A 25,573-nucleotide genomic window follows, 5' to 3' on the forward strand; every position below is an offset into this window, starting at 1 on the left:
CCGCCGCGATGCCCGCGAAGTCAGCGAACCCCGAGTTTGCGTACACCGACCTGCTGCCCCTGGGCGAGGACACCACGCCGTACCGCCTGGTGACCGCCGAGGGCGTGTCCACCTTCGAGGCGGACGGCCGCACCTTCCTCAAGGTCGAGCCGGAGGCGCTGCGCAAGCTCGCCGCCGAGGCCATCCACGACATCCAGCACTTCCTGCGGCCCGCGCACCTCGCGCAGCTGCGGAAGATCATCGACGACCCCGAGGCGTCCGCCAACGACAAGTTCGTCGCGCTGGACCTGCTCAAGAACGCCAACATCGCCGCCGCCGGCGTCCTGCCCATGTGCCAGGACACCGGCACCGCGATCGTCATGGGCAAGCGCGGCCAGAACGTGCTGACCGAGGGCGAGGACGAGAAGGCCCTCTCCCGCGGCATCTTCGACGCCTACACCGAGCTCAACCTGCGCTATTCGCAGATGGCCCCGCTGACCATGTGGGACGAGAAGAACACCGGCTCCAACCTGCCGGCGCAGATCGAGCTGTACGCCACCGACGGCGGCGCCTACAAGTTCCTCTTCATGGCCAAGGGCGGCGGCTCGGCCAACAAGTCCTTCCTCTACCAGGAGACGAAGGCCGTGCTCAACGAGGCGAGCATGATGAAGTTCCTGGAGGAGAAGATCCGCTCGCTCGGCACGGCCGCCTGCCCGCCGTACCACCTGGCGATCGTCGTCGGCGGCACCAGCGCCGAGTACGCGCTGAAGACCGCGAAGTACGCCTCCGCGCACTACCTCGACGAGCTGCCGGAGGAGGGCTCCCCGCTCGGCCACGGCTTCCGCGACAAGGAGCTGGAGGAGAAGGTCTTCGAGCTCACGCAGAAGATCGGCATCGGCGCTCAGTTCGGCGGCAAGTACTTCTGCCACGACGTCCGCGTCGTGCGCCTGCCGCGTCACGGCGCGTCCTGCCCGGTGGCCATCGCCGTCTCCTGCTCCGCCGACCGCCAGGCCGTCGCGAAGATCACCGCCGAGGGCGTCTTCCTGGAGCAGCTGGAGAGGGACCCGGCGCGCTTCCTGCCCGACACCACCGACGAGCAGCTGGCCGAGGAGGGGGACGTCGTCCGCATCGACCTCAACCGGCCGATGGACGAGATCCTCGCCGAGCTCACCAAGTACCCCGTCAAGACCCGCCTGTCGCTGACCGGCCCGCTCGTCGTCGCGCGCGACATCGCCCACGCGAAGATCAAGGAGCGGCTGGACGCGGGCGAGGAGATGCCGCAGTACCTGCGCGACCACCCGGTCTACTACGCGGGCCCGGCCAAGACCCCCGAGGGCTACGCCTCGGGCTCCTTCGGCCCCACGACGGCCGGCCGCATGGACTCCTACGTCGAGCAGTTCCAGGCCGCGGGCGGCTCGAAGGTCATGCTCGCCAAGGGCAACCGCAGCAAGCAGGTCACCGACGCGTGCGCCGCCCACGGCGGCTTCTACCTCGGCTCGATCGGCGGCCCGGCGGCGCGCCTGGCGCAGGACTGCATCAAGAAGGTCGAGGTCGTCGAGTACGAGGAGCTCGGCATGGAGGCGGTCTGGAAGATCGAGGTCGAGGACTTCCCGGCGTTCATCGTCGTGGACGACAAGGGCAACGACTTCTTCACGGACCCGGCGCCGGCACCGACGTTCATGACGATTCCGGTGCGGAAGTAGCAGCGGAAGCAGTCACCTGCGGGGGCCGGGGGCTCAAGCCCCCGCCCCCCGCAGTACGTGGCGCTACGCGAAGCGCTGCGCGCCCGAGCCGTCGCACTTCTGCAGGCGCACCGGCTCCTTCGCCCCCGCCAGCGTCAGGCACAGGTCCTGCGCCGCCGTCGGGCGCAGCGTCGGGCCCGACCGCACGAACTGCTGGTTCGCGCCGCCGTGGCAGTTCCACAGCGTCACCGCCGTCCCGGCCGCGTAGCGGCCGCCCGGTACGTCCACGCACCGGTCGTGCGTCAGCGCCGTGTGCAGGGAGCCGCGCCCGGCGTCGTACCACCACTGCTGGTTGCGGGCCCCGGCCGCGCAGGGCCAGCCGCCCACCGCGGTGCCGTTGGCGCTGGCGGCGCCGTACGCGTCCACGCAGGTGCCCGCCGCTTCGCCGCGCAGCGGCCGGTACGCGTCGTCCCACGCCCCCGCGTACAGCTGCGGGGTGCCCGTGCTCGCGGGGTCGGCGCAGCCGGCCTCGCGGTAGCCGGACCGGTACAGCTGGGTGAGGCAGGACGCGAAGGCGCCGTGGCCGGCCCGGTTGGGGTGGAAGGACTGCCGTACGGAGTTGGCGTCCGGCGGGAAGGGGTTGGACAGCTCGATCCACAGCCCGCGCGCCCAGGTGTCCTCCATGCACACCTCGTGCCCGTGGAAGAGGCGGGAGTTGTCGAGGAAGTAGACGCCGGTGTCCCGGGCCACCTGCCGCATGCCGCGTTCGAAGGCGGGCACCGCAAAGTTGCGGCCCCAGGCGGCGTCGGAGGTGTGGCCGACGCAGCCGCCGGGGATCTTGCCGGGGAAGTCGGGGTTGTCCTCGATGTCGGGTCCGATGGGGCTGGGGTAGCCCATGACGACGAGTTTGTAGTCGCCGTCGGTGTAGCCGGCGTCCGTCATGACCTTGCGCAGGTCCCGTACGGTCGCCTCGACCTTGGGCACCAGGCCGTCGACGCGTGCCTGCCAGCCGGGGGCGTACTTGGGCTCGCAGGGCCCCTGCAGCAGCAGGTAGCGCTCGACGCAGTCGGTCATCACGGGGCCGAACTGCAGGTCGTCGTTGGCGCCGGCGACGAGGAGCACCAGTTTCACGCGGGTGGTGCGGGCCTTGACGGCCAGGGCGTCGCTCTGGACGAGCTCGTCGGCGTACTGCTTGCTGCCGCCGATGCGGATGTTGACGGTGGAGGCGCCGGAACAGGCCACGTTGTACGTGAGGTCGGCGGGTATGCCGGTGCGGTGGATGGCGGCGTCGGGCGAGCGGTGGCACCAGTTGTCCGGGCCGTCGGTGCCGGGCTCGTACGTTCCGACGCCCTCGCCGGAGATCTCGCTGTCCCCCAGGGAGAGCAGCGAGGTCTTGCGCTGGTCCATGGGCCGCTCGGCGGCGTCGCCGTAGAGCTCGACGGACTCCGCTGCGCGGAGCTTTTCGAGGTCGGGGGCGAGGGGGGTGGACGCGGTGGTGGTGCGGGGCGCGGCGGCGGCCGCCGCCGGTCCGCCGACGGTCGGTCCGCCGACCGCCGCCGCGAGGGCGGCGAGCGCGGCGAGGGAACATCGCAGGGTGGGTCTGCGTGTCCGGGACATGGAGCCTCCCCGAGTTCTGTTGTTACTCGCGGTATTTAGTAGTCACGAGGGCCTTTTGGGAACACGGGGAACGAGACAAACGCTGTGTTTGTCAGGAGGTAATGACCATGACCGACAGTGGCCAGTTCCGGATCGAGCACGACTCGATGGGGGAGGTCCGCGTTCCCGCCCACGCCAAGTGGCGGGCCCAGACCCAGCGCGCCGTGGAGAACTTCCCCATCAGCGGGCAGCGGCTGGAACGCGCCCACATCGAGGCGCTCGGCCGCATCAAGGCCGCGGCCGCGAAGGTCAACGGCGAGCTGGGGGTGCTGGAGGCGGACGTGGCCGCGGCCGTCGCGGAGGCGGCCGGGGAGGTCGCCGAGGGCCGCTGGGACGACCACTTCCCCGTCGACGTCTTCCAGACCGGCTCGGGCACGTCCTCCAACATGAACGTCAACGAGGTCGTCGCCACCCTGGCCACGGAGCGGCTCGGCCGCCCGGTGCACCCCAACGACCACGTCAACGCGAGCCAGTCCTCCAACGACGTCTTCCCCTCCTCGATCCACATCGCCGCCACCGCCGCCGTCACCCGCGATCTGATCCCGGCCCTGGAGCACCTGGCGGCGGCGCTGGAGCGCAAGGCGACGGAGTTCGCGGACGTCGTCAAGGCCGGGCGCACCCACCTGATGGACGCCACCCCGGTGACCCTCGGGCAGGAGTTCGGCGGGTACGCCGCCCAGGTGCGCCACGGCGTCGAGCGGCTGCGCACCGCGCTGCCGCGCCTGGCCGAACTGCCGCTCGGCGGCACCGCCGTGGGCACCGGCATCAACACCCCGCCCGGCTTCTCGCCGGCCGTCATCGCCGAGGTCGCCCGGGTCACCGGGCTGCCGCTGACCGAGGCCCGCAACCACTTCGAGGCGCAGGGCGCGCGCGACGGCCTGGTGGAGGCCAGCGGGCAGCTGCGGACCATCGCCGTCGGCCTCACCAAGATCGCCAACGACCTGCGCTGGATGGGATCCGGCCCGCGCACCGGGCTCGCCGAGATCGCCCTGCCCGACCTGCAGCCCGGCTCCTCGATCATGCCCGGCAAGGTCAACCCGGTCGTCTGCGAGGCCGTGCTCATGGTCGCCGCCCAGGTCACCGGCAACGACCTCACCGTCGCCACGGCCGGCGCCGCCGGCAACTTCGAGCTCAACGTGATGCTGCCGGTGATGGCCAGGAACCTCCTGGAGTCGGTCCGGCTCCTCGCCAACGCCTCCCGCCTGCTGGCCGACCGCACGGTCGACGGCATCACGGCCAATGCCGAGCGGGCCCGCGAGTACGCCGAGTCCTCCCCGTCCGTCGTCACCCCCCTCAACCGCTACATCGGCTACGAGGAGGCGGCCAAGGTGGCCAAGAAGGCCCTTGCCGAACGCAGGACGATCCGGCAGGTGGTCCTCGACTCCGGGTACGTCGACCGCGGACTGCTCACCCTGGAGCAGCTCGACGAGGCACTCGACGTGCTGCGCATGACGCGTCCGTAATCCATGGAAGCCTGGACCGTACCTTTGCGGCGCAGGTCACGGCACATCGGTGGCCCGGGCACCTAAGATCTGTGCATGGCAGCGGAGACCACGGACGACACGACGGGAACCACCGGCGACGGCGCCTGGGCACCGGGCGACCAGATCCTGTGGCGCTACCGCGACAACCGCAGCGGCCAGGTGCACATCTGCCGGCCCGTCACCGTCGTCGAGGACTCCCCCGACCTGCTCGCCGTCTGGATGGCCCCCGGCACCGACTGCGTCAAACCCCTCCTCGCCGACGGCACGCCCGTCCACCGGGAGCCGCTGGCCACCCGCTACACCAAGCCCCGCACCACCACCGTCACCCGCTGGTTCGGGCCGGGCGTGCTCAAGCTCGCCCGGCCCGGCGAGCCCTGGTCGGTCTGGCTCTTCTGGGACCCGGGCTGGCACTTCCGCAACTGGTACGTCAACCTCGAGGAACCCCTCGCCCGCTGGGCCGGCGGCGTCGACTCCGAGGACCACTTCCTCGACATCTCCGTCCACCCCGACCGCAGCTGGGAGTGGAAGGACGAGGACGAGTTCGCCCAGGCCCAGCTCGTCGGCCTCATCACCGCCGAACGCGCCGAGCGCGTACGGGCCGCCGGGCGCGCCGCCGTCGACCTCATCGAATCCTGGGGCGCCCCCTTCGCCGCCGGCTGGCCCGACTGGCGGCCCGACCCCGCCTGGCCCGTGCCCGCCCTGCCCGCCGACTGGGACCGCCCGCCCGCGGCCCACCGCGAACCCGGGTGTGAATCAGGGCCGGAACCGCTTGCCGACTCCCCGCGCGACGATCGTAGGATCAGCCTCCGCGGTACCGGCACAGCTATGGGAGGGGCACAACCGTGAGCGCTGACGGTCGGCGGGACTACGACGGCTACGCCCGCTTAGGGCTGGACCGCAGCGGCCAGGCCGAGGCGTTCGACGCCATCGGCGACCGCTACGACGAGGCATTCCCGCACAAGGACGGCCAGCTCGCCTCCGGCGCCTGGCTGGCCACCACCCTGCCGCCCGGCTCCCGCGTCCTGGACGTCGGCTGCGGCACCGGTCTGCCGACCGCACGCCAGCTGGCGGACGCCGGGCACGAGGTCGTCGGCATCGACCTGTCCCCCGGCATGCTCGACCTCGCCCGCGCCAACGTCCCGGAGGCCGCCTTCCACCTCGGTGACCTCGCCGGGCTGCGCGACGGGCACCTGGGCACGTTCGACGGCATCGCCGCCTTCTTCTCCCTGCTGATGCTGCCGCGCGCGGAGATCCCGTACGCGCTGCGGATGCTGCACGACCTCCTCAGACCCGGGGGACTGCTGGCCCTGTCGATGGTCGAGGCCGACGTCGACGACTACGCCATGCCGTTCCTGGGCAACACGATCCGGGTATCCGGTTACCTGCGGGACGACTTGCGGCAGGTCGTGCGCGACGCGGGATTCGACATCGCCGGCGAGAACGCGCTGGCGTACGCCCCGGCCAGTACGGACGTCCCACCCGAGATCCAGATCTTCCTCGACCTGCGCCGCGCCTGAACCCCGTGTGCCCCAGCCGGGCGCACGGCCCCGACGGATGGAACCCCACGCGTGACGGAGCACCCCAACTCCCACGGCAGACCCCGCCCCGCCCCCCGGCCGGCGGCCACCCCCGCACGCCCCGACACCGCGCCGACGGGCCGCACGGGCCGTACGGGCACCATGCCCGGGGCCCAGCCGGACCCTGCGGGCGCCGGCAACCCCGCGGCCCGTACGCCGCGCCCGGCGGACGACGCGCCCACCGGTGGCGTGCCGCGCCAGGCACGCCGCGCGGGCGCAACGCCCATCCGCGACGGCAACCCCGCCACCCCTGCCCCGCGCCCGACGGGCCACGAGGAGACCCCACCCACCGCCGCGGGCCGCGTGCCGCGGCAGACGCGCGGTGCGGGCAACTCCCGTGCCGAGGGCGCCCGTACGCGACAGCCGACCGGCCGTCCGGAGGGCGACGGGGCCGCCCCGGGCCGGACGGACGGCATGGCCGCAGCACCCGCCGGCGGCGAAGGTGCGGCGGACCGCGCCCGTACGGGCGCCGGGCGCCGCGCGCGGCGGGCGGGGGGCCGACGCCGAACTGACGGTACGTCAACCGCTCGCCTCGGGCGCGAGATACCCACCGTCGCCGGCGGCGACGGCGAGCGGGCCCGGCCCGCCGCGGACGGCACCGGCACCGGCACCCCGCGGCGCAGCCGGCGCAAGGCGCCGGCCGTGCGGGCCGGGGCGCGGGCCGGAGCCGGGATGCGCATGGAGGGGTCCGACCAGGAGCCGGCCGACTGCGGCGCGGCGCAGGCGCCCGTCGTGGACGACGCGGACGGGGACGGGCACGCCCGGCCCCGGGCCCGTGGTGGCCGCCAGCGGGCCGGGGACGTGCGCGGCAGCCGCGACGGCACGGCGTCCGCCTCCGACGCGGGCGGCGGCGGTGCCGGCGGCGCCGGGGACGCCGCCGGCCACGGCAGCGGCGACGTGCCGCCCGGCGGCGGCGCGGGCGGCACGGGCGGGCCGGGCACGGCCGGTCTGGCGCAGGCCGCGGCCGGCGCCTCCGGCGGCGGCGAGCGGCTGCGTTTCGTGGGCGCCGCGACCCGCCGTATCGCCCGTGGCATCGATCTGGACGAGATCGTGCTGGGCCTGTGCCGGGCCACCGTGCCCACGTTCGCGGACGCGATCCTCGTCTATCTCCGCGATCCGCTGCCCGTCGGCGACGAGCGGCCCGTGGGTCCGGTGGTGCTGCGGCTGCGCCGCACGGACCGGTTGCCGGACAGTGCGCAGGAGAGTCCGGATCCCGGCCCGGAGCTGACGGAGACGGCGGCGGAGCGCTGCGAGGTGCGCATAGGCGGGCCGCTCGCGGAGGTGCTGAGGGGGGTCCGGCCGGTGTTCGGGGACTCCTCGGCCGCGCGGGCGGCCCTGCCCGAACTGCTCGGCGAGGGCCGGCACGTGCCGGATCGCCACCGTACGATCCTGGCGCCGTTGCGCGGCCGGCGCCGGGTGATCGGCGCGGCCGTGTTCGTCCGCCGCCTGGACCGGCCGCCGTTCGAGGGCGACGACCTGCTGGTGGCGGCGCAGCTGGCGACGCACACGGCGCTCGGCGTGGACAAGGCCGTGCTGTACGGCCGCGAGGTGTACATCGCCGACGAGTTGCAGCGCACGATGCTGCCGGACTCGCTGCCGCAGCCGACGGGCGTGCGGCTGGCCAGCCGCTATCTGCCGGCGGCGGAGACGGCCCGGGTCGGCGGCGACTGGTACGACGCGATCCCGTTGCCCGGCAACCGCGTGGCGCTCGTCGTCGGCGACGTCATGGGCCACTCGATGACGTCCGCGGCGATCATGGGTCAGCTGCGGACGACCGCGCAGACCCTGGCGGGCCTGGACCTGCCGCCGCAGGAGGTGCTGCACCACCTCGACGAGCAGGCGCAGCGCCTGGGCAGCGACCGGATGGCGACGTGCCTGTACGCGGTGTACGACCCGGTCGCGCACCGCATCGTGATCGCCAACGCCGGGCATCCGCCGCCGGTGCTGCTGCACCGCGGCGGCCGGGCGGAGGTGCTGCGGGTGCCGCCGGGCGCGCCGATCGGCGTGGGCGGGGTGGACTTCGAGGCGGTGGAGCTGGACGCGCCGGCCGGGGCGACGCTGCTGCTGTACACCGACGGTCTGGTGGAGTCCCGGATGCGGGACGTGTGGACGGGGATAGAGCAGCTGCGTGAGCGGCTCATCGAGACCGCGCGTCTGACGGGCCCCAATCCGCCTCCGCTGGAGCCGCTGTGCGACGAGGTGCTGGGCATGCTCGGCCCGGGGGACCGGGACGACGACATCGCGCTGCTGGCGGCCCGTTTCGAGGGCATCGCGCCGAGCGACGTGGCGTACTGGTTCCTCGACCCGCGCCCGCAGACGCCGCGCGAGGCGCGCCGCCTGGCCCGCAGGGCGCTGGCCCGGTGGGATCTGGAGGAGCTCACGGACGGGGTGGAGCTGCTGGTCAGCGAGGTGATCACCAATGCCGTGCGGTACGCCGAGCGTCCGATAACGCTGCGGCTGCTGCGCACGGACGTGCTGCGCTGCGAGGTCGGCGACGACGTGCCGCAGCTGCCGCGGCTGCGGCAGGCGCGGCCGTCGGACGAGGGCGGCCGGGGTCTGTACCTGGTCAACAGGATGGCCCGGCGCTGGGGTGCCACGCGGCTGAGCACGGGGAAGGTGGTGTGGTTCGAGCTGGCGCTGCCGTCGCGCGCCCGCTGACCGTGGCGGCACTGTTGCCGACGCGGTGTCGGCGCGCTTGACTGGCCCGGTCGAGGGGCGGCTTCCCTCCGCCCCCGCACGTTCCTCGTTCGGGAGGCGTCCCATGGCCGATTCGGCGCACAGCACCCCGTACACCCAGCAGGCCGCGTACACCACGAACAACGTCGGTATCCCGGTGGAGAGCGACGAGCACTCGCTCACCATCGGCGACACCGGCCCCGTCCTGCTCCAGGATCACTACCTCATCGAGAAGATGGCCCAGTTCAACCGCGAACGGATCCCCGAACGGGTGGTCCACGCCAAGGGCGGCGGCGCGTACGGGCGCTTCGAGGTGACCAACGACGTCAGCCAGTTCACCAAGGCCGACCTCTTCCGGCCGGGCAGCCGCACCGAGGCGCTGGCCCGCTTCTCGACCGTGGCCGGCGAGCAGGGCTCGCCCGACACCTGGCGCGATCCGCGCGGTTTCGCGCTGAAGTTCTACACCCGCGAGGGCAACTACGACCTGGTCGGCAACAACACCCCCGTGTTCTTCGTGCGGGACCCGATCAAGTTCCAGGACTTCATCCGCTCGCAGAAGCGCCGCCCCGACAGCGGCCTGCGCGACCACGACATGCAGTGGGACTTCTGGACCCTCTCGCCCGAGTCGGCGCACCAGGTCACCTGGCTGATGGGCGACCGCGGCATCCCGCGGACCTGGCGCCACATGAACGGCTACGGCTCCCACACCTACATGTGGATCAATGGGGGCGGGGAGAAGTTCTGGGTCAAGTACCACATCAAGACCGACCAGGGCATCGAGTTCCTCACCCAGGCCGACGCCGACCGCCTGGCCGGCGAGGACGCCGACTTCCACCGCCGCGACCTGTTCGACTCCATCGCCCGCGGCGACGCCCCGAGCTGGACGATGTTCGTGCAGGTGATGCCGTTCGAGGACGCCGCGGACTACCGCTTCAACCCCTTCGACCTGACCAAGGTGTGGCCGCACGGCGACTACCCGCTGATCGAGGTCGGCCGGCTCACCCTCGACCGCAACCCCGAGGACTACTTCGTCCACATCGAGCAGGCCGCCTTCGAGCCCTCCAACCTGGTGCCCGGCATCGGCCCCTCCCCGGACAAGATGCTGCTGGGCCGGCTCTTCTCCTACCCGGACACCCACCGCTACCGCATCGGCCCCAACTACACCCAGCTGCCGCCCAACCGCCCGCAGGCCCCGGTGAACTCCTACGCCAAGGACGGCGCCATGCGCTACGAGCCGTCCCGCGCCGCCCGCCCGTACGCGCCCAACTCCTACGGCGGCCCGGCGGCCGACACCACCCGCTTCGGCGACATCGCCGGCTGGGCGGCGGCCGGCGAGATGGTGCGCGAGGCGTACAAGCTGCACCGCGAGGACGACGACTGGGGCCAGCCCGGCACGCTCGTCCGCCAGGTCCTGGACGACGCGGCGCGCGAGCGCCTGGTGGAGAACGTCGCGGGACACCTGAGGGCAGGCGTGACCGCCCCCGTCCTCTCCCGCGCCCTGCAGTACTGGCGCAACATCGACAAGGAGACGGGCGACCGGATCGCCACCAAGGTCAACGGCGGATGACAAAGCAGCCGGCCGTCCTCCCCTTCAGGGGAGGACGGCCGGCTGCTGTTCACGTCGCCGTGGGTCAGAACGACGGCGGGGGCGGGTTGACCCCACCGTTGGGCCGGGTGTTGGGGTCGCCCCCGGTGCCTCCGCTGTTCGTCGGCTTCGGCGGGTTGCCGGACGAGCTGCTCGACGTCGGGCCGGGCGGCGTGTGGTGCGACGGGCCGGTGGACGGCGAGCGCGTGTTGCCGGACGGGGAGCCCGAGGACGAGCTCGACGGAGAGCGAGTGCCCGACGGGGTGCCCGAGGGGGACTTCGAGGCGCCGGGCGAGGCGTTGCCGGAGGGCGTACGGGCCGGGGCGACCGGCGGGACGTACTTGTCCTGCGTCTCCAGCTCGAACTTGGCGTCGTCGTCCTCGTCGTCGAAGACGGAGGAGGTGTAGGCGGCCCAGATCTTCGCGGGGTACGTACCACCGTTGACGCGGCCGCCGCCGCCCGTGCCCTGCAGGGTCACCTGCTTGCCGCCCTGGCCCTCACCGAAGAGACCGACGGAGGTGACCAGGCCGGGGGTGTAGGCGGTGAACCAGGCCGACTTGTCGTCGTCGGAGGTACCGGTCTTGCCTGCCACCTGGTAGCGGCCGCTGGCGACGACGTTCGCCGTACCGTCCTCGACCACACCGGTCATGACGGAGGTGACGCCGTCGGCGGTGTTGCGGGAGACCACGCGCTCGTCGGCGACCGGGTTGGGGAGCTTGTAGTTCTCGCCCTTCCAGGACACGGACTTGATGATGCTGGGTGTGGTCTTCTTGCCGTGGTTGTCGAGGGTGGCGTAGACGCCCGCCATCTCCAGCGGGCTCGCGCCCATGGAGCCCAGCGACATGGAGGGGACCTCTTCGAAGTCGCTCTTCATGCCGAGCTCGACGGCGGTCTTCTTGACCTTCGCCAGGCCGACGTCGACGGCCATCTGCGCGAAGACGGTGTTGACCGAGTCGTTCATCGCCTGCTGCACGGTGACGGCAGGCTTGGAGTAGCCGTCCTCGTTCTCGGGGGCGAAGCCGTCGCCGCCCGGTCCGACGACCGGACGCTTGTTGGTGCCGTCGTACGTCGTGGACGGCGTGATCGGCTGCCCGCCCTGGGTCTTCGACTCGTTCTGCAGGGCCGAGGCCAGGATCAGCGGCTTGAACGTGGACGCGGGCTGGTAGTCGCCGCGCGTGGCGTTGCTGAGCTGGTGCTTGAGGAAGTCCTGGCCGCCGTAGAGGGCCACGACGTGACCGGTCTTGGCGTCGACGGAGACGGCGCCCGGCTGGACGTGGCCGTCGACCTCGCGGGCCTTCGGGTCCAGGTCGTCGAGCAGCTGGTTCTTCATCGCCTTTTCGAGCGCGGCCTGCTTCTTCGGGTCGATGCTCAGCGTGATCGTCCAGCCGCCGGCGGCGAAGTCGCTCTCGGGGCGGCCCTGGCGCTTGAGGTCGCGGATCATCTCCTCGCGCGCGGCCTGGACGAGGTAGCCGTTCTGGCCGGTGAGGCCGGCCGGGGGCTTGGGCTGGCCCGGCGGCTTGAACTTCATCGCCTTGCGCTTCTCGGGGTCGAGCCACTTCTGCTCGACCATCTTGTCGAGGACGTAGTTCCAGCGCGCCTCGACGTTGCGCTTGCCGGCGTCGGTGGCCGTGCCCCAGTCGTACTGGCTCGGCGCCTGCAGCAGGGCGGCGAGGTAGGCGCCCTCCTCCAGGCTGAGCTTGTCGACGTCCTTGCCGTAGTAGGCGCGGGAGGCCGCCTGGATGCCGGAGGCGTTGCGACCGAAGTAGCTGGTGTTCAGGTACCCCGCGAGGATCTCGGTCTTGTCCTTCTTGTCCTGGACCTTCAGCGAGATGATGAGTTCCTTCACCTTGCGGCTGACGGTCTGGCGCTGGTCCAGGTAGTAGTTCTTGACGTACTGCTGGGTGATGGTGGAACCACCCTGCTTGCCGCGGCCCATGACGGTGTTGAGGATGCCGCGCGCGGTGCCCTTGAGGTCGACGCCGGGGTCGGTCCAGAAGTTCTTGTTCTCGGCCGCGACGACCGCGTTCTGGACGTCCTTGGGGACCTTGGAGAGGGGCACCTCCTCGCGGTTGACCTCGCCGAGGCGGGCGATGATCTCGCCCTTCTGGTTCTTGTAGACGTTGCTCTGCGCCTGCGCGGCTTTGTTCCCTTCGCCGGGAACGTCCACGTACAGGTAGAGCGCGTAGAACGCACCGGCGGCGAGGCCGATCAGGCCCACGAAGTAGGCCAGCAGCAACTTCCAGGTGAAGAACCGGCGTATGCCGGTCTTTCTGGGTTTCCCGCCGCCCCGTGCCGGGCGGCCGCCCTTCTTCTGCGCTCGTCGCGCTTCAGCTCGGCCCATTTCTCCTGTAGCTCCAGTCCGTCCGCCCCCAACCCAGCTCATGAAGCTAACACCGCAACTGCCACCAAACGCCCATCGATCACGGCAATAACGGACGTGACATACAGCACCCCGGGTGGCGGGAACCCGGTACGGAGTCGCGCGGGAAACCGTACAGGAGTGATCAAGGACGATAATGTGCTATCACTTTGATAGGCAGTGCACGAGGGTGCACGGCACCGACCGAACCGGGGGACCTCCCATGCCCGAGACGCCCGACACCAGCCCCGACGTTCCCCGCTTCGCGGACCGCCCGCGCGTGACGGAGAAGCCCGCCAACGACATAGGCGGCGGACTCGCACTCCTGTTCGGTCTGATCGGCCTGCTCGTCGGCACCGGCCTCGTCGTCGCCGGCGGGGTCACCAGCTCGCACGTCCCGGGCGGGGTGACCGTCGCGCTCATCTTCGTGGGCATCTCCGTCGGCGTCTGCTCCCTGATCGCCATGGCGGGCCTGAACACCATCGCCCCCGGCGAGGCGCAGGTCGTCCAGCTCTTCGGCCGCTACCGCGGCACGATCCGCACCGAGGGCCTGCGCTGGGTGAACCCCTTCACCAGCCGGCGCTCCCTCTCCACCCGGGTGCGCAACCACGAGACCGCCGTCATGAAGGTGAACGACGCGTACGGCAACCCCATCGAGCTCGCCGCGGTCGTGGTGTGGCGGGTGGAGGACACCGCGCAGGCGATGTTCGAGGTGGAGGACTTCCAGGAGTTCGTGGCCACCCAGACCGAGGCGGCCGTGCGGCACATCGCCATCGAGTACCCCTATGACGCGCACGACGAGGACGCGCTGTCCCTGCGCGGCAACGCGGAGGAGATCACCGAGAAGCTGGCGCTCGAACTGCACGCCCGGGTCGAGGCCGCCGGTGTACGCATCATCGAGTCGCGCTTCACCCATCTCGCGTACGCCCCCGAGATCGCCTCGGCGATGCTCCAGCGCCAGCAGGCCGGCGCGGTCGTCGCGGCCCGCAAAATGATCGTCGAGGGCGCGGTGGGCATGGTCGAGATGGCCCTGGAGCGGATCATGGAACAGGACATCGTCGCCCTGGACGAGGAGAGGAAGGCGGCCATGGTCAGCAACCTGATGGTGGTGCTGTGCGGTGACCGGGCCGCCCAGCCCGTCCTGAACACCGGCACCCTCTACCAGTGACGGAGGAGGGTGCGGGAGCCGCACCGCGCCGGCCGCAGCAGCGCAAGCAGGTGCTGCTGCGGCTGGACCCGCAGGTGCACGACGCGCTGACGCGGTGGGCGGCGGACGAGCTGCGCAGCGCGAACGCGCAGATCGAGTTCCTGCTGCGCAAGGCGCTGCACGAGGCGGGCCGCCTGCCCTCGGACGTCTCCGCCATCCGCCGCCGCGGGCGTCCGCCGAAGGACTCCTGACCCCTGTCCCCGGTGATCGCCGGACGGGCCGGCCACCGCGTCGGCCCGTCCGGCGTTTCCGGCGCGGCTATACACATCATGTATACACACGATGTAGAGTCCCGCCCATGTCAATCGGACACACCCTGCTCGGCCTCCTGGAGGCCGGCCCCCGCCACGGCTATGACCTCAAGCGCGCCTTCGACGAGCGCTTCGGCCACGACCGCCCGCTCCACTACGGCCAGGTCTACGCCACCATGTCGCGCCTGCTGAAGAACGGCCTGGTCGAAGTCGACGGCATCGAGCAGGGCGACGGCCCCGACCGCAAGCGCTACGCCATCACCGACGCCGGCGTCACCGACGTCGCCTCGTGGCTGGAGCGGCCAGAGAAGCCCGAGCCGTACCTGCAGTCGACCCTCTACACCAAGGTCGTCCTCGCCCTGATGACCGGCCGCGACGCCACCGGCGTGCTCGACGCGCAGCGCGCGGAGCACCTGCGGCTGATGCGCGAGCTGACGCAGCGCAAGCGCGAGGGGGACCTCGCCGACCAGCTGATCTGCGACCACGCCCTGTTCCACCTGGAGGCCGACCTGCGCTGGCTGGAGATCACCGCCGCCCGCCTGGACCGGCTCGCCGACACGGTGGTGCGCCCGTGACGCCCGCCGGTTCACTGCTGGCCGCCACCGGCCTGCACAAGGCGTACGGCCTGACCCGCGCCCTGGACGACGCGGAGTTCTCCGTGCACCCCGGCGAGGTCGTGGCCGTCATGGGCCCCTCCGGTTCCGGCAAGTCGACGCTACTGCACTGCCTGGCCGGCATCGTGCGGCCGGACGCCGGCACCGTCTGCTACGCGGGCCGGGAGCTGACGGCGATGCCGGACTCCGAGCGCAGTGCGCTGCGCCGCACGGACTTCGGCTTCGTCTTCCAGTTCGGCCGGCTCGTCCCCGAGCTGACCTGCGCCGAGAACGTCGCGATGCCGCTGCGCCTGAGCGGCGTGGGCCGCCGTGCGGCGGAGCGCAAGGCCGCCGAGTGGCTGGACGCCCTCGAAGTGGCCGGCGTGGAGCGCAAGCGCCCCGGGGAGATATCGGGCGGTCAGGCGCAGCGCGTGGCCGTGGCCCGTGCCCTGGTCACCGAGCCGGCCGTGATCTTCGCGGACGAGCCGACGGGCGCCCTGGACTCGCTCAACAGCGAGCGCGTCATGCAGCTGCTGACCGATGCGGCCCGGGCCTCCCGGGCGGCCGTCGTGCTGGTCACCCACGACGCCCGCGTGGCCGCCTACTCCGACCGCGAGGTCGTCGTGCGCGACGGCCGCGTCCGGGACATGGCGGGGGCGCTGCGATGACCTTCCTGCGGACGTACGCGCGCGACCTGGCCATGGGCGCCCGCTTCGCCGTCACCGGCGGTCGCGCGGGGTGGCTGCGCACGGCGCTGACAGCACTCGGCGTCGGCATCGGCGTGGCGTTACTGCTCGTACTGGCCGCGCTGCCCGAGGCGGTGGGCGCCCGCGAGGAGCGCGACAGGGCACGTCACGGCGCCCGGAGCGAGCAGCTCGCACGGCCGCGTCCGGACACCGTGCTGATCAAGGAGGCCGACACCGAGTACCGCGGCCGGCACGTCCGCGGCCGCCTCGTGCGCCCCGAGGGCCCCAAGGCTCCCGTACCGCCCGGGGTGAGCGCGCTGCCGCGACCGGGGGAGATGGTGGTCTCCCCCGCCCTGAAGGAGCTCCTCGCCTCCCCCGACGGAAGGCTGCTGCGCGAACGGCTCCCGCACCGCCTCGCCGGGACCATCGGTGCGGGCGGCCTCGTCGGGCCCGACGAGCTGGCCTACTACGCAGGCGACGACCGCCTGGCGATCCGTCACCACCTGCCGTCGGACCCGCACCGGATCACCTCGTTCCGCGGTCGCTTCCTGATGCCCCCGCTGGGCGAGGACGTTCCCGTCCTCGGCGGTCTGGCCTGTGCGGTGATGCTGCTGCCCGTCGCCGTCCTGATCGCCACCGCCGCCCGCTTCGGCGGCGAGCGCCGCGACCGCCGGCTGGCCGCACTGCGCCTGGTGGGCGCGGACAACCGGACGACGCGCCGGGTGGCCGCGGGCGAGTCCCTGTGCGGCGCGCTGTTCGGCCTGGCGGCCGGCACCGGGCTCTTCCTGCTGCTGCGGCAGGGCGGCCCGTGGGTGCGCCTGAACGGTGTCGGCGTCTACCCCGGCGACCTCGTCCCCTCCCCACTCTCCGCCGTCGTCGTCGCCGTGGCGGTACCGCTGCTGACCGTCGCCGTGTCGCTGTTCGCCCTGCGCGACGTGGCGATCGAGCCGCTGGGCGTGGTGCGCGGCGCACCACGCCGGCGCCGGCTGTGGTGGCGCGTGGCGCTGCCGGTGTTGGGGCTGGCCCTGCTGGCGGGCCTGAGCGCGAACGTCTTCGACACCCTCTTCCTGGGCTACAAGTGGCTGGTGGTGCCCGCTGCCGCCGTTCTGATCCTGCTGGGCGTCTCGGTGCTGTTGCCCTGGGTGGTGCAGGCCGTCGTCGGCCGGCTGCGGGGCGGGCCGCCGGCGTGGCAGCTGGCCACGCGCCGCCTGCAGCTGGACAGCGGCCCGGCCTCCCGTACGGTCGCCGGCATCCTCGTGGCCGTGGCGGGCGCGGTGGCGGTGCAGATGTTCTACAGCGGGATCCCCACCGAGGAGCCCGCTGCCGCCGGCAGCGACCGGGCGGCGACCGTCCGCATGATGATGGACGTGGCCTCCGGCCCCCAGGTGCAGTCGCTGGTGGCGAAGGTCCGCGGCGCCGAGGGCGTGCGGGAGGCCGCCGGATTCACCACCATGCTGGTCGACCGGGAGGACGCGGTGGGCGTCCACGAGCTGACGGTCGCCGACTGTGCCGGCCTGCGCCTGCTGGCCCGGGTGGGCGAGTGCCGCGACGGCGACTCCTTCCTTGTCCACCAGCCGCCCCACTCGTACGGGCCCGTGCCGCAGCCGGGCATGAAGGTGGTTCTGCCCGGTGCGCCGGACAGCCGCACGCACTGGACGGTGCCGCCGGCAGCCCGCGTCGTGGAGCCCGAGGGCGAGGGGGTCCTGCAGCACTGGACCACCGGCATCCTGGCCACTCCCTCGGCCGTGCCCACCGCGGGCGTCCGGGACGCCGGGGCGAAGGTGATCGCGCGGCTGGACCCCCGGGTGCCGGACGCCGTGGAGCACGTACGCAATGCCGCGGCGGCCGCATCCAGCGAGGTCAACGTCTTCGAGTCCCGCCTCGCCTCCGGCACCGGTGAGTCCGACTACCGCTCCCTGCTGCGCCTCCTGCCGGGCGGTACGGCCCTGGCCCTCGGCCTCGTCGCGGTGAGCCTGATGCTGGCGACGGTGGAGCAGCTGCGCGAGCGCAGGTCGGCGCTGTCGGTGCTCGCGGCCTTCGGCGCGAGCCGGTCGGTCATCGCCTGGTCCGTGATCTGGCAAACGGCCGTCCCGGTGGTCCTCGGCATGATGCTGGCCGTGGCCTTCGGGCTGGGGCTGGGCCGGCTGGTCATGACGATGACGCCGCTGCGGGTGGCCGACTGGTTCGGCTTCGTGCCGATCGTGGGCGCGGGCCTGGGCGTCATCACCCTCGTCACGCTCGCCGCGCTGCCGGCGCTGTGGCGGATGATGCGCCCGGACGGCCTGCGGGCCGAGTAGCAGCGCCTCGGTTCACGATCCGTTCAGTTCACGATCCGTACCGGAAGTCGTCGCAGCTCCGAGCGCAGGGCGGCGGCGAACGCCTCGAACTCGCCCTGGCGGGCGGCCCCCGTCCGCATCGCCAGGGCGATCCGGCGCGAGGGCGCGGGGTCGGCGAAGTGGCCGGTCGCGAGCCGTTCGCTGCGGCCGGTCTCCACCTGCAGGGCCGTGGCCGGCAGCAGGGTCACCCCGAGCCCGCCGCCGACCAGCTGGACGAGCGTGGAGAGCCCGGCGGCGCTGGTCGTCGCGGCGACCCCCGCGGTGCGGCCGGCCTCCCGGCACACGTCCAGGGCCTGGTCGCGCAGGCAGTGGCCCTCGTCGAGCAGCAGCAGGTCCAGCTCGCGCAGGGCCTCGCGGGGGATGTCGCCGCGCCCGGCCAGCCAGTGGTCGTGCGGGGTGACCAGCACGAAGTCCTCGTCGAAGAGCGGGAGTTCGGTGATCCAGGACATGCCGAGCGGCACGGCGAGCAGCAGCAGGTCGAGCCGGCCCTGGGCGAGCCCGTCGAGCAGGGAGCCGGTCTGCTCCTCGTGGACCTGCAGGTCCAGCTGCGGGTAGCGGTCGTGGACCAGGCGCAGGACGGTGGGCAGCAGGTACGGCGCGACGGTGGGGATGACGCCCAGGCGCAGGACGCCGGTGAAGGGGGCGCGGGCAGCTTCCGCCTCCTCCATGAAGGAGCCGACCGCCTCCAGGACGGCGCGGGCCCGGACGGCGAGCCGCTCACCCGCAGGACTGAGCAGCACCTTGCGGGTCGTACGCTCGAGAAGCTGAATTCCGAGGGTCTCCTCAAGGGTGGAGACGGCACCGGAGAGCGCGGGCTGGCTCATGCCGATGGCCGTCGCGGCGTCCCTGAAGTGCAGGTGCTCGGCCACGGCGGCGAAGGCGCGCAGCTGGGCGAGGCTGGGCTGGCGGGCGCGTCCGGGGGCTATGGACGAGGCCGACGACGTCACTGATAACCACCTCCAATCAACGCCACCCAGTCTACCTATTTCCCCTATCAATGCCTCCTGTGGCACTGTGTTCTTGTCCAACCCGCAGGAAACCCCCGAATCAGTGGGTTTCCTTCGTTGCAAGGAGAGCGCGTGCTCACTGTCGGTGACAAGTTCCCCGAGTTCGACCTGACCGCCTGTGTCTCGCTCGAGGCCGACAAGGCCTTCGCGCAGATCGACCACAAGACCTACGAGGGCAAGTGGAAGGTCGTTTTCTTCTGGCCGAAGGACTTCACCTTCGTCTGCCCGACCGAGATCGCCGCGTTCGGCCAGCTGAACGAGGAGTTCGCCGACCGTGACGCCCAGATCCTCGGCGTCTCCGGCGACTCGGAGTTCGTCCACCACGCCTGGCGCAAGGACCACAAGGACCTGCGCGACCTGCCCTTCCCGATGCTCGCCGACGCCAAGCACGAGCTGATGCGCGGCTGCGGCGTCGAGGGCGAGGACGGCTACGCCCAGCGCGCCGTCTTCATCGTCGACCCGAACAACGAGATCCAGTTCGTCATGGTGACCGCCGGTTCCGTGGGCCGTAACCCCAAGGAGGTCCTGCGGGTCCTCGACGCCCTGCAGACCGACGAGCTGTGCCCCTGCAACTGGTCCAAGGGCGAGGAGACCCTCGACGCGGTCAAGCTCCTCGCCGGCGAGTGAGCTGATCTCCCATGGCCCTCGATGAGCTGAAGTCCGCGATACCGGGCTACGCCAAGGACCTGAAGCTGAACCTCGGCTCGGTCATCGGCAACTCCACGCTGCCCCAGCAGCAGCTGTGGGGCACCGTGCTCTCCTGCGCGATCGCGACCCGTTCGCCGATCGTGCTGCGCGAGCTGGAGCCGGAGGCCAAGACCCACCTCTCCCCGGAGGCGTACGAGGCCGCCAAGGCCGCCGCCGCCATCATGGCGATGAACAACGTCTACTACCGGACCCGGCACCTGCTGTCGGACCCGGAGTACGGCAACCTTCGGGCCGGTCTGCGGATGAACGTCATCGGCAACCCGGGCGTGGAGAAGGTCGACTTCGAGCTGTGGTCCCTGGCGGTCTCCGCCATCAACGGCTGCGGCCTGTGCCTCGACTCGCACGAGCAGGTGCTCCGCAAGGCCGGTGTCGACCGGGAGACGATCCAGGAAGCGTTCAAGATCGCCGCCGTCCTCCAGGCCGTCGGCGCGACGCTGGACGCGGAAGCCGTGCTGAACGGCTGATCGCGGCCCACCGCATCGAGGGGCGGGCCCCCGACCTGAACCAGGTCGGGGGCCCGCCCCTTTTGCTCGGCTGTTCCGCTCAGCTGCCGCCCGCCGGCGGCGCGCCCGGCGCGCCCTCCGGCAGGCCGGCGTCCGTGCCGCGCTCGGTCGCCTCCCGCGCGTACGCGCGCAGATAGCCGACGACCGTGTTGGTCACCGCCACCAGGGGCACGGCCACGACGGCGCCGCCGATGCCGGCGATCATCGAGCCGGCGGCGACGGCGAGGACGACGGCCAGCGGGTGGACGCGCACCGCGCGGCCGAGGATGAACGGCTGCAGGACGTGGCCCTCGATCTGCTGCACCGCGAGCACGACCACGAGCACCATCATCGCCGTGAAGACGTCGCGGGTGACGAGCGCCACCACGACCGCCAGCGCGCCGGAGACCACCGCGCCGACCAGCGGGATGAAGGCGAACAGGAAGATGAACACGGCCAGCGGCACGGCCATGGGCACGTTCAGGAAGAACAGCCCGATGCCGATGAAGATCGCGTCGATCAGCGCCACTATCACCGTGCCGCGCACATAGGCGGTCAGCGTCGTCCACGCCCGCGGGCCGGCGCCCGCCACGCCCTCGCGGGCGGCGGCCGGCACCAGCTTGAGCAGCCACTGCCAGATGCGGGGGCCGTCGTAGAGCAGGAAGAGCGTCGAGAACATCGCGAGCAGGATGCCCGTGAGGACCTCGATGATGACCTGGACGCCTTCTATGCCCGCCGAGGTGATGTCCTTGGTATTGGTGCCGATGGCTTCGCTCAGCTTGTCGGCGATGTTGTTGATCTGGTCCTGCGTGACGTGGAACGGGCTGTTGAGCAGCCAGCGCTTGAGCTCGGTGATGCCGTGCTGCACCTGCTGCGAGAGGTCGTCGAGGTTCTCCGTCACCTGCCAGGCGACGAACCAGCCGACCAGCCCCATCACCACGAAGCCGGAGACGAAGGTCATGGCCGTGGCCAGGCCGCGCGGGACCCCGCGCCGCTTGAGCGCGCCCACCGTGGGCTGCAGCAGGGCGGTGATGAGCAGACCGGCCACGAAGGCCAGCACCACCAGCCGTACCGCACTGATCACGCGCATCAGTACGTACAAGGTGCCGGCGAGGATCAGCAGCCGCCAGGCGACCTCGGCCGCGACCCGGATGCCCCAGGGGACGGCCGTGACCGGGTCGGGCCGGGCGGCCTCGGGTCGTACGGCCGGAGCCGCGGCGGGCTCGGCCGGGGGCGCGGCAGCGGGCTGCGGAACGGAGGGTTCGGGCGCCGTGACGCGGGCAGGCGTGGGTACGGGCCCGGGTTGCGTGCCGGACTCGGCGGCGGCCCTGCGGGTTTCGAGCCGTTCGGCGAGCCGCGTCAGACCCGCTCCCAGCCCGCCCACCCATCGTGGCAATCTGGACATTCTTCTTCCTCTACCCCACTCCCCCGTGGCCATCCCTGCTGAGACGTTACCTGCCCGGACGTGACGAGACCCCGACCGGTACCGGTCGGGGTCTCGTCAGCGGTCAGCGGGGTCCGGAAGGACCTAGTACCACTGGTTGGCCTGCCAGAACGACCAGGCGCCGCACGGGCTGCCGTAGCGCTCGTTCATGTAGCTCAGGCCCCACTTGATCTGGGTGGCCGGGTTGGTACGCCAGTCGGCACCCGCCGAGGCCATCTTGGTGCCGGGCAGCGCCTGCACCAGACCGTACGCGCCGGAGGAGGCGTTGGTGGCCGTGTAGTCCCAGCTGCTCTCGTTGTTCACAATGTTGCTGAAGCACTGGAACTGGTCGCCCGGGACCATCTGCCGGGCGATCGCCTGGACCTCGGCGACGGAGTAGGAGCCCTTGACCGCGAACGAGGACGCGTCGCGCGCCGCGGAACGGCTGGCGATGTTCTCCTGGTCGCGCTTGGCGGCCTTCTCCTCCGCCTCCTCCTTCGCCTTCTTCTCCGCCTCTTCCTTCTTGGCGGTGGCGTCCTCGGCGGCCTGCTTGCGCGCGGCCTCCTCGGCTTCCTTCTTGGCGGCGGCGTCGGCGGCCTCGGTCTGCGACTCGGCCTGCTGCGTGAGGGAAGCGGACTGCGCCTGGACGTTCTGCGCGACGGGAATGCCCGCGAGAACAGTGGTGTCCGCGGCGGTGGCCTCGACCCGGTCGGTCGTACCCTGGTCGTGACCCGCGGCGACACCGACAACGGCGCCAACGGTGGTGACCGCGGTGGCGGATGCCACGGCGAATCCCCGGACCGAAATCCGGCTCACACGGTTTCCTTCCAGCATCGCCCGCATAGGTGACCTCGCGGACGCGATCGTGCCCCTGGCGCTGGCCTCCGAAGGCACCGGACCCCGAAAGGGCCGGCCGGTCACGGGAGGCACTGACCCGGTGGGCCCTCCGTGAGGGAGGTCCGCTCAGTGCTCGGGCGGCATACGGCGACGTTCTTCAGTTGTGTGTGATACGCGAGCCCCCTTCAGGGGCCCAAGTGCCGTATGCGGGGCCTGACAGGAACCAGACTCTGCCCGAACGACACGCCGCGAAGCAATTCTTGGGTACGTGGGAAAGCTCACACCTCGTTTATCCCGACCGGTTCACGGAAAGAGCCGCGGCACACGACGACGCGCGGCTAGGCTGCTGCGCCCGCCGCGCGCCGAACCGGGAACGGATCCCGCTAGATGCGGCCGTCCTCCAGCATTTCGGTCACCATCGCCGCGATCGGCGAGCGCTCCGAACGCGTGAGCGTCACGTGCGAGAACAGAGGATGCCCCTTCAGCTTCTCCACCACGGCGACCACACCGTCGTACCGCCCGACGCGCAGATTGTCCCGCTGCGCCACGTCATGGGTGAGAACGACCCGGGAGTTGGCCCCGATGCGCGAGAGCACCGTCAGCAGCACGTTCCGCTCCAGCGACTGGGCCTCGTCCACGATGACGAACGCGTCGTGCAGCGAGCGGCCCCGGATGTGGGTCAGCGGCAGCACTTCGAGCATCCCGCGGCCCACCACCTCCTCGATGACCTCCGCCGTCGTCACCGCCGAGAGGGTGTCGAAGACCGCCTGCGCCCACGGGCTCATCTTCTCGGCCTCGGTGCCGGGCAGGTAGCCCAACTCCTGGCCGCCCACCGCGTACAGCGGCCGGAAGACCATCACCTTGCGGTGCTGCCGCCGCTCCAGGACCGCCTCCAGCCCCGCGCACAGGGCCAGCGCCGACTTGCCCGTACCGGCCCGGCCGCCCATCGAGACGATGCCGACCTCCGGGTCCAGCAGCAGGTCCAGCGCCACGCGCTGCTCGGCGCTGCGGCCGTGGATGCCGAACGCCTCGCGGTCGCCGCGCACCAGCCGCACCGCACCGTCGGCCGTCACCCGGCCCAGCGCGCTGCCCCGCTCCGACTGCAGGACGAGCCCGGTGTGCACGGGCAGTTCCGCCGCTCCGGGCACGGACACCCGCTCGGCGGCGAAGAGTTCGTCGACCTGCTCGGAGGTGACGGTCAGCTCCGCCATGCCCGTCCAGCCGGAGTCGGTGACGGCCAGCTCCGCCCGGTACTCCTCCGCCAGCAGCCCCACCGCCGACGCCTTGATCCGCAGCGGCAGGTCCTTGGAGACGACGGTGACGTCGTAGCCCTCGGCCTGCAGGTTGCGGGCGACCGCGAGGATGCGCGAGTCGTTGTCGCCGAGGCGGAAACCGGCGGGCAGTATGCCGGGATCCGAGTGGTTCAGCTCGACGCGCAGCGAGCCGCCCAGCTCACCGATCGGCACGGGCGCGTCCAGCCGCCCGTGCTGCACCCGGTAGTCGTCCAGCAGGCGCAGGGCCTTGCGGGCGAAGTACCCGAGCTCCGGATGGTGCCGCTTGGCCTCCAACTCCGTGACCACCACCACGGGCAGCACGACCTCGTGCTCCTCGAAGCGGGTCATCGATCCTGGGTCGGCCAGCAGGACGCTGGTGTCGAGGACGAAGGTGCGCCGGTCGGCATCACGGCGCTTCTTGCTGGTCACCACGGGTGGACGTACCCCCTCGTGCAGAGGTGAGACGCGCCGCCGGCGTGAGGTACGGGGGCGCGGGGAACGGGCCGGGTGCCGGCCCCGCCAGGGTCGCCGGACCTCCGGCCCGCCGCGTCGGCCGTGCGGGCGCTTGCCACCGCTCGGTGCCCACGGGCGTCGTCCTGGTGCAAAGGGCCTCCCGGGCGGGCGACCCCATGCCGCCCGCTGGCAGAGCGACGGTCCCGCTGAAGACCGCCGGCCTGCAGGGGATATTCCCGCTCCTTCGCGTGACCATGCAACGGCATATGCGACGAGCAGGTGAACGATCGATCCCCCGTTGCCCGCACTTCAGTTCGCGCAACGGCGCCCCCGCCGCTGCGTCGGACCGCGCACCGGTGCGCCCCGTAGGGGCGCGGGGAACTGCGCGATCGGCCCCCGACGGCCCGCAGGCGACACGCCGCCCCGCGGCCCGGGTGAAGCACGGCACCCCACCTGCGGGCACGTCGTGGCTTGTCGCGCAGTTCCCCGCGCCCCTATGGGGCGCCGTGCGGCCAGGCCCTAGTAGCCGTACCGCCGGTGACGCGCCGCGTAATCCCGCAGCGCACGCAGGAAGTCGACCTTCCGGAAGGCGGGCCAGAAGACTTCGCAGAAGTAGTACTCGGAGTGGGCGCTCTGCCAGAGCATGAAGCCGGACAGCCGCTGTTCACCGCTGGTGCGGATGATGAGGTCGGGGTCGGGCTGGCCCTTGGTGTAGAGGTGCTTGGTGATGTGGTCGACGTCGACCATCTCGGCCAGCTCCTCGAAGGACGTGCCGCTCTCCGCCGCCTCCAGGATCAGCGAGCGCACCGCGTCGGCGATCTCCTGCCGGCCGCCGTAGCCGACGGCGACGTTGACGAGTATTCCCTTGCGGTCGAGCGTGTCCTGCTCGGCCTCCTTGAGCACCTGCTGCGTGCGGCCCGGCAGCAGGTCGAGGTTGCCCACGTGGTGCACGCGCCAGCGGCCGTCGGCGGCCAGGCCGCGCACGGTGTTCTCGATGATGGCGAGCAGCGGCATGAGCTCCTCGGCCGGACGGTCGAGGTTGTCCGTGGAGAGCATCCAGAGGGTGACGACCTCGACGTCGGTCTCCGCGCACCAGCCGAGCAGCTCGGAGATCTTGTCCGCGCCGGCCTGGTGACCCTGTTCGGTCGTCCGGCCGTCCGCCCGCGCCCAGCGGCGGTTGCCGTCGAGGATGACGCCGATGTGCTTGGGCACCTGGGCATGGTCGAGGCGGCCCTCCACCCGGCGTGCGTAAAGCCTGTACACCAGGTCGCGCAACTTCACTCTTCCTGCCCCTCCATGCCATGGCGGTCGCCCCGAG

General features: G+C 71.9%; 20 protein-coding genes. 13 read left to right on the forward strand and 7 right to left on the reverse strand.

What is annotated here, in order from left to right:
* Nucleotides 1-8 precede the first annotated feature (8 nt).
* Nucleotides 9-1,682, forward strand: a complete 1,674-nt coding sequence (locus ABD361_RS19705) for a fumarate hydratase (protein WP_344436693.1) — start codon at nt 9-11, stop codon at nt 1,680-1,682.
* A 63-nt stretch (nt 1,683-1,745) separates the two neighbouring features.
* Here the strand turns inward: ABD361_RS19705 and ABD361_RS19710 are convergent, their stop codons facing one another.
* Nucleotides 1,746-3,278: a ricin-type beta-trefoil lectin domain protein gene (locus tag ABD361_RS19710; protein WP_344436692.1), complete on the reverse strand. Its 1,533-nt coding sequence runs from the start codon at nt 3,276-3,278 to the stop codon at nt 1,746-1,748.
* Between the two features lie 107 nt (nt 3,279-3,385).
* Between ABD361_RS19710 and ABD361_RS19715 the strand changes: the two genes are divergently transcribed.
* The 5 genes from ABD361_RS19715 (at nt 3,386) to ABD361_RS19735 (ending at nt 10,621) form a co-directional block, all read left to right on the forward strand.
* Nucleotides 3,386-4,780 carry a class II fumarate hydratase gene (locus ABD361_RS19715; protein WP_344436690.1) on the forward strand — a complete coding sequence of 465 codons (1,395 nt, stop codon included), beginning with the start codon at nt 3,386-3,388 and terminating at the stop codon, nt 4,778-4,780.
* Between the two features lie 75 nt (nt 4,781-4,855).
* Nucleotides 4,856-5,647, forward strand: a complete 792-nt coding sequence (fomD, locus tag ABD361_RS19720) for a cytidylyl-2-hydroxypropylphosphonate hydrolase (protein ID WP_344436689.1) — start codon at nt 4,856-4,858, stop codon at nt 5,645-5,647.
* Entirely contained in the window at nt 5,644-6,318 is a 675-nt protein-coding gene (locus ABD361_RS19725; protein WP_344436688.1) for a class I SAM-dependent DNA methyltransferase, read from the forward strand. Before fomD ends, ABD361_RS19725 begins: the two co-directional genes overlap by 4 nt.
* A gap of 738 nt (nt 6,319-7,056) precedes the next feature.
* Nucleotides 7,057-9,036: a SpoIIE family protein phosphatase gene (locus ABD361_RS19730; RefSeq protein WP_425583268.1), complete on the forward strand. Its 1,980-nt coding sequence runs from the start codon at nt 7,057-7,059 to the stop codon at nt 9,034-9,036.
* 103 nt (nt 9,037-9,139) lie between these two features.
* Nucleotides 9,140-10,621 (forward strand): catalase, encoded by a 1,482-nt coding sequence (locus ABD361_RS19735; RefSeq protein ID WP_344436687.1) that lies wholly within the window; start codon nt 9,140-9,142, stop codon nt 10,619-10,621.
* 64 nt (nt 10,622-10,685) lie between these two features.
* On the opposite strand, the gene ABD361_RS19740 is transcribed toward ABD361_RS19735, so the two are convergent.
* Nucleotides 10,686-12,980: a transglycosylase domain-containing protein gene (locus ABD361_RS19740; protein ID WP_344436686.1), complete on the reverse strand. Its 2,295-nt coding sequence runs from the start codon at nt 12,978-12,980 to the stop codon at nt 10,686-10,688.
* Nucleotides 12,981-13,221: 241 nt separating this feature from the next.
* Between ABD361_RS19740 and ABD361_RS19745 the strand changes: the two genes are divergently transcribed.
* From ABD361_RS19745 to ABD361_RS19765, 5 genes are all read left to right on the forward strand, one after another.
* On the forward strand, nt 13,222-14,166 hold the full coding sequence (locus ABD361_RS19745; RefSeq protein WP_344436685.1) for an SPFH domain-containing protein: 945 nt from the start codon (nt 13,222-13,224) through the stop codon (nt 14,164-14,166).
* Nucleotides 14,163-14,396 (forward strand): type II toxin-antitoxin system antitoxin, encoded by a 234-nt coding sequence (locus ABD361_RS19750; RefSeq protein WP_344436684.1) that lies wholly within the window; start codon nt 14,163-14,165, stop codon nt 14,394-14,396. The genes ABD361_RS19745 and ABD361_RS19750 overlap by 4 nt, the downstream gene beginning before the upstream one ends.
* Nucleotides 14,397-14,503: 107 nt before the next feature.
* Nucleotides 14,504-15,031 carry a PadR family transcriptional regulator gene (locus ABD361_RS19755; protein WP_344436683.1) on the forward strand — a complete coding sequence of 176 codons (528 nt, stop codon included), beginning with the start codon at nt 14,504-14,506 and terminating at the stop codon, nt 15,029-15,031.
* Nucleotides 15,028-15,717, forward strand: a complete 690-nt coding sequence (locus tag ABD361_RS19760) for an ABC transporter ATP-binding protein (RefSeq protein ID WP_344436682.1) — start codon at nt 15,028-15,030, stop codon at nt 15,715-15,717. The genes ABD361_RS19755 and ABD361_RS19760 overlap by 4 nt, the downstream gene beginning before the upstream one ends.
* Nucleotides 15,714-18,032 carry an ABC transporter permease gene (locus tag ABD361_RS19765; RefSeq protein WP_344436681.1) on the forward strand — a complete coding sequence of 773 codons (2,319 nt, stop codon included), beginning with the start codon at nt 15,714-15,716 and terminating at the stop codon, nt 18,030-18,032. Before ABD361_RS19760 ends, ABD361_RS19765 begins: the two co-directional genes overlap by 4 nt.
* 23 nt (nt 18,033-18,055) lie before the next feature.
* Here the strand turns inward: ABD361_RS19765 and ABD361_RS19770 are convergent, their stop codons facing one another.
* Complete coding sequence (locus tag ABD361_RS19770) at nt 18,056-19,018, reverse strand: hydrogen peroxide-inducible genes activator (RefSeq protein WP_344436680.1); 963 nt, start codon at nt 19,016-19,018, stop codon at nt 18,056-18,058.
* 132 nt (nt 19,019-19,150) lie between these two features.
* Here ABD361_RS19770 and ABD361_RS19775 point away from each other — a divergent pair, with 132 nt between their 5' ends.
* Both ABD361_RS19775 and ABD361_RS19780 read left to right on the forward strand, forming a co-directional pair.
* Entirely contained in the window at nt 19,151-19,705 is a 555-nt protein-coding gene (locus ABD361_RS19775) for a peroxiredoxin (protein WP_344436679.1), read from the forward strand.
* 11 nt (nt 19,706-19,716) lie between these two features.
* Nucleotides 19,717-20,250 carry an alkyl hydroperoxide reductase gene (locus tag ABD361_RS19780; protein WP_344436677.1) on the forward strand — a complete coding sequence of 178 codons (534 nt, stop codon included), beginning with the start codon at nt 19,717-19,719 and terminating at the stop codon, nt 20,248-20,250.
* A gap of 79 nt (nt 20,251-20,329) precedes the next feature.
* Here the strand turns inward: ABD361_RS19780 and ABD361_RS19785 are convergent, their stop codons facing one another.
* The 4 genes from ABD361_RS19785 to ABD361_RS19800 all read right to left on the reverse strand — a co-directional run bounded on the left by ABD361_RS19785 (nt 20,330) and on the right by ABD361_RS19800 (nt 25,536).
* A complete protein-coding gene (locus ABD361_RS19785; protein ID WP_344436676.1) occupies nt 20,330-21,673 on the reverse strand; it encodes an AI-2E family transporter in 1,344 nt (447 codons plus the stop codon).
* A 123-nt stretch (nt 21,674-21,796) separates the two neighbouring features.
* Complete coding sequence (locus ABD361_RS19790) at nt 21,797-22,507, reverse strand: aggregation-promoting factor C-terminal-like domain-containing protein (RefSeq protein WP_486387911.1); 711 nt, start codon at nt 22,505-22,507, stop codon at nt 21,797-21,799.
* Nucleotides 22,508-22,911: 404 nt separating this feature from the next.
* Nucleotides 22,912-24,234 (reverse strand): RNA 5'-3' helicase PhoH2, encoded by a 1,323-nt coding sequence (gene phoH2 / locus ABD361_RS19795; protein ID WP_344436674.1) that lies wholly within the window; start codon nt 24,232-24,234, stop codon nt 22,912-22,914.
* Nucleotides 24,235-24,774: 540 nt separating this feature from the next.
* Nucleotides 24,775-25,536, reverse strand: coding sequence for an isoprenyl transferase (locus tag ABD361_RS19800; protein WP_344436672.1), 762 nt, complete (start codon nt 25,534-25,536; stop codon nt 24,775-24,777).
* Nucleotides 25,537-25,573 lie beyond the last annotated feature (37 nt).

This window comes from Streptomyces luteosporeus (assembly GCF_039532865.1).
In the GTDB taxonomy this organism is placed as follows: Bacteria; Actinomycetota; Actinomycetes; order Streptomycetales; family Streptomycetaceae; genus Streptomyces; species Streptomyces luteosporeus.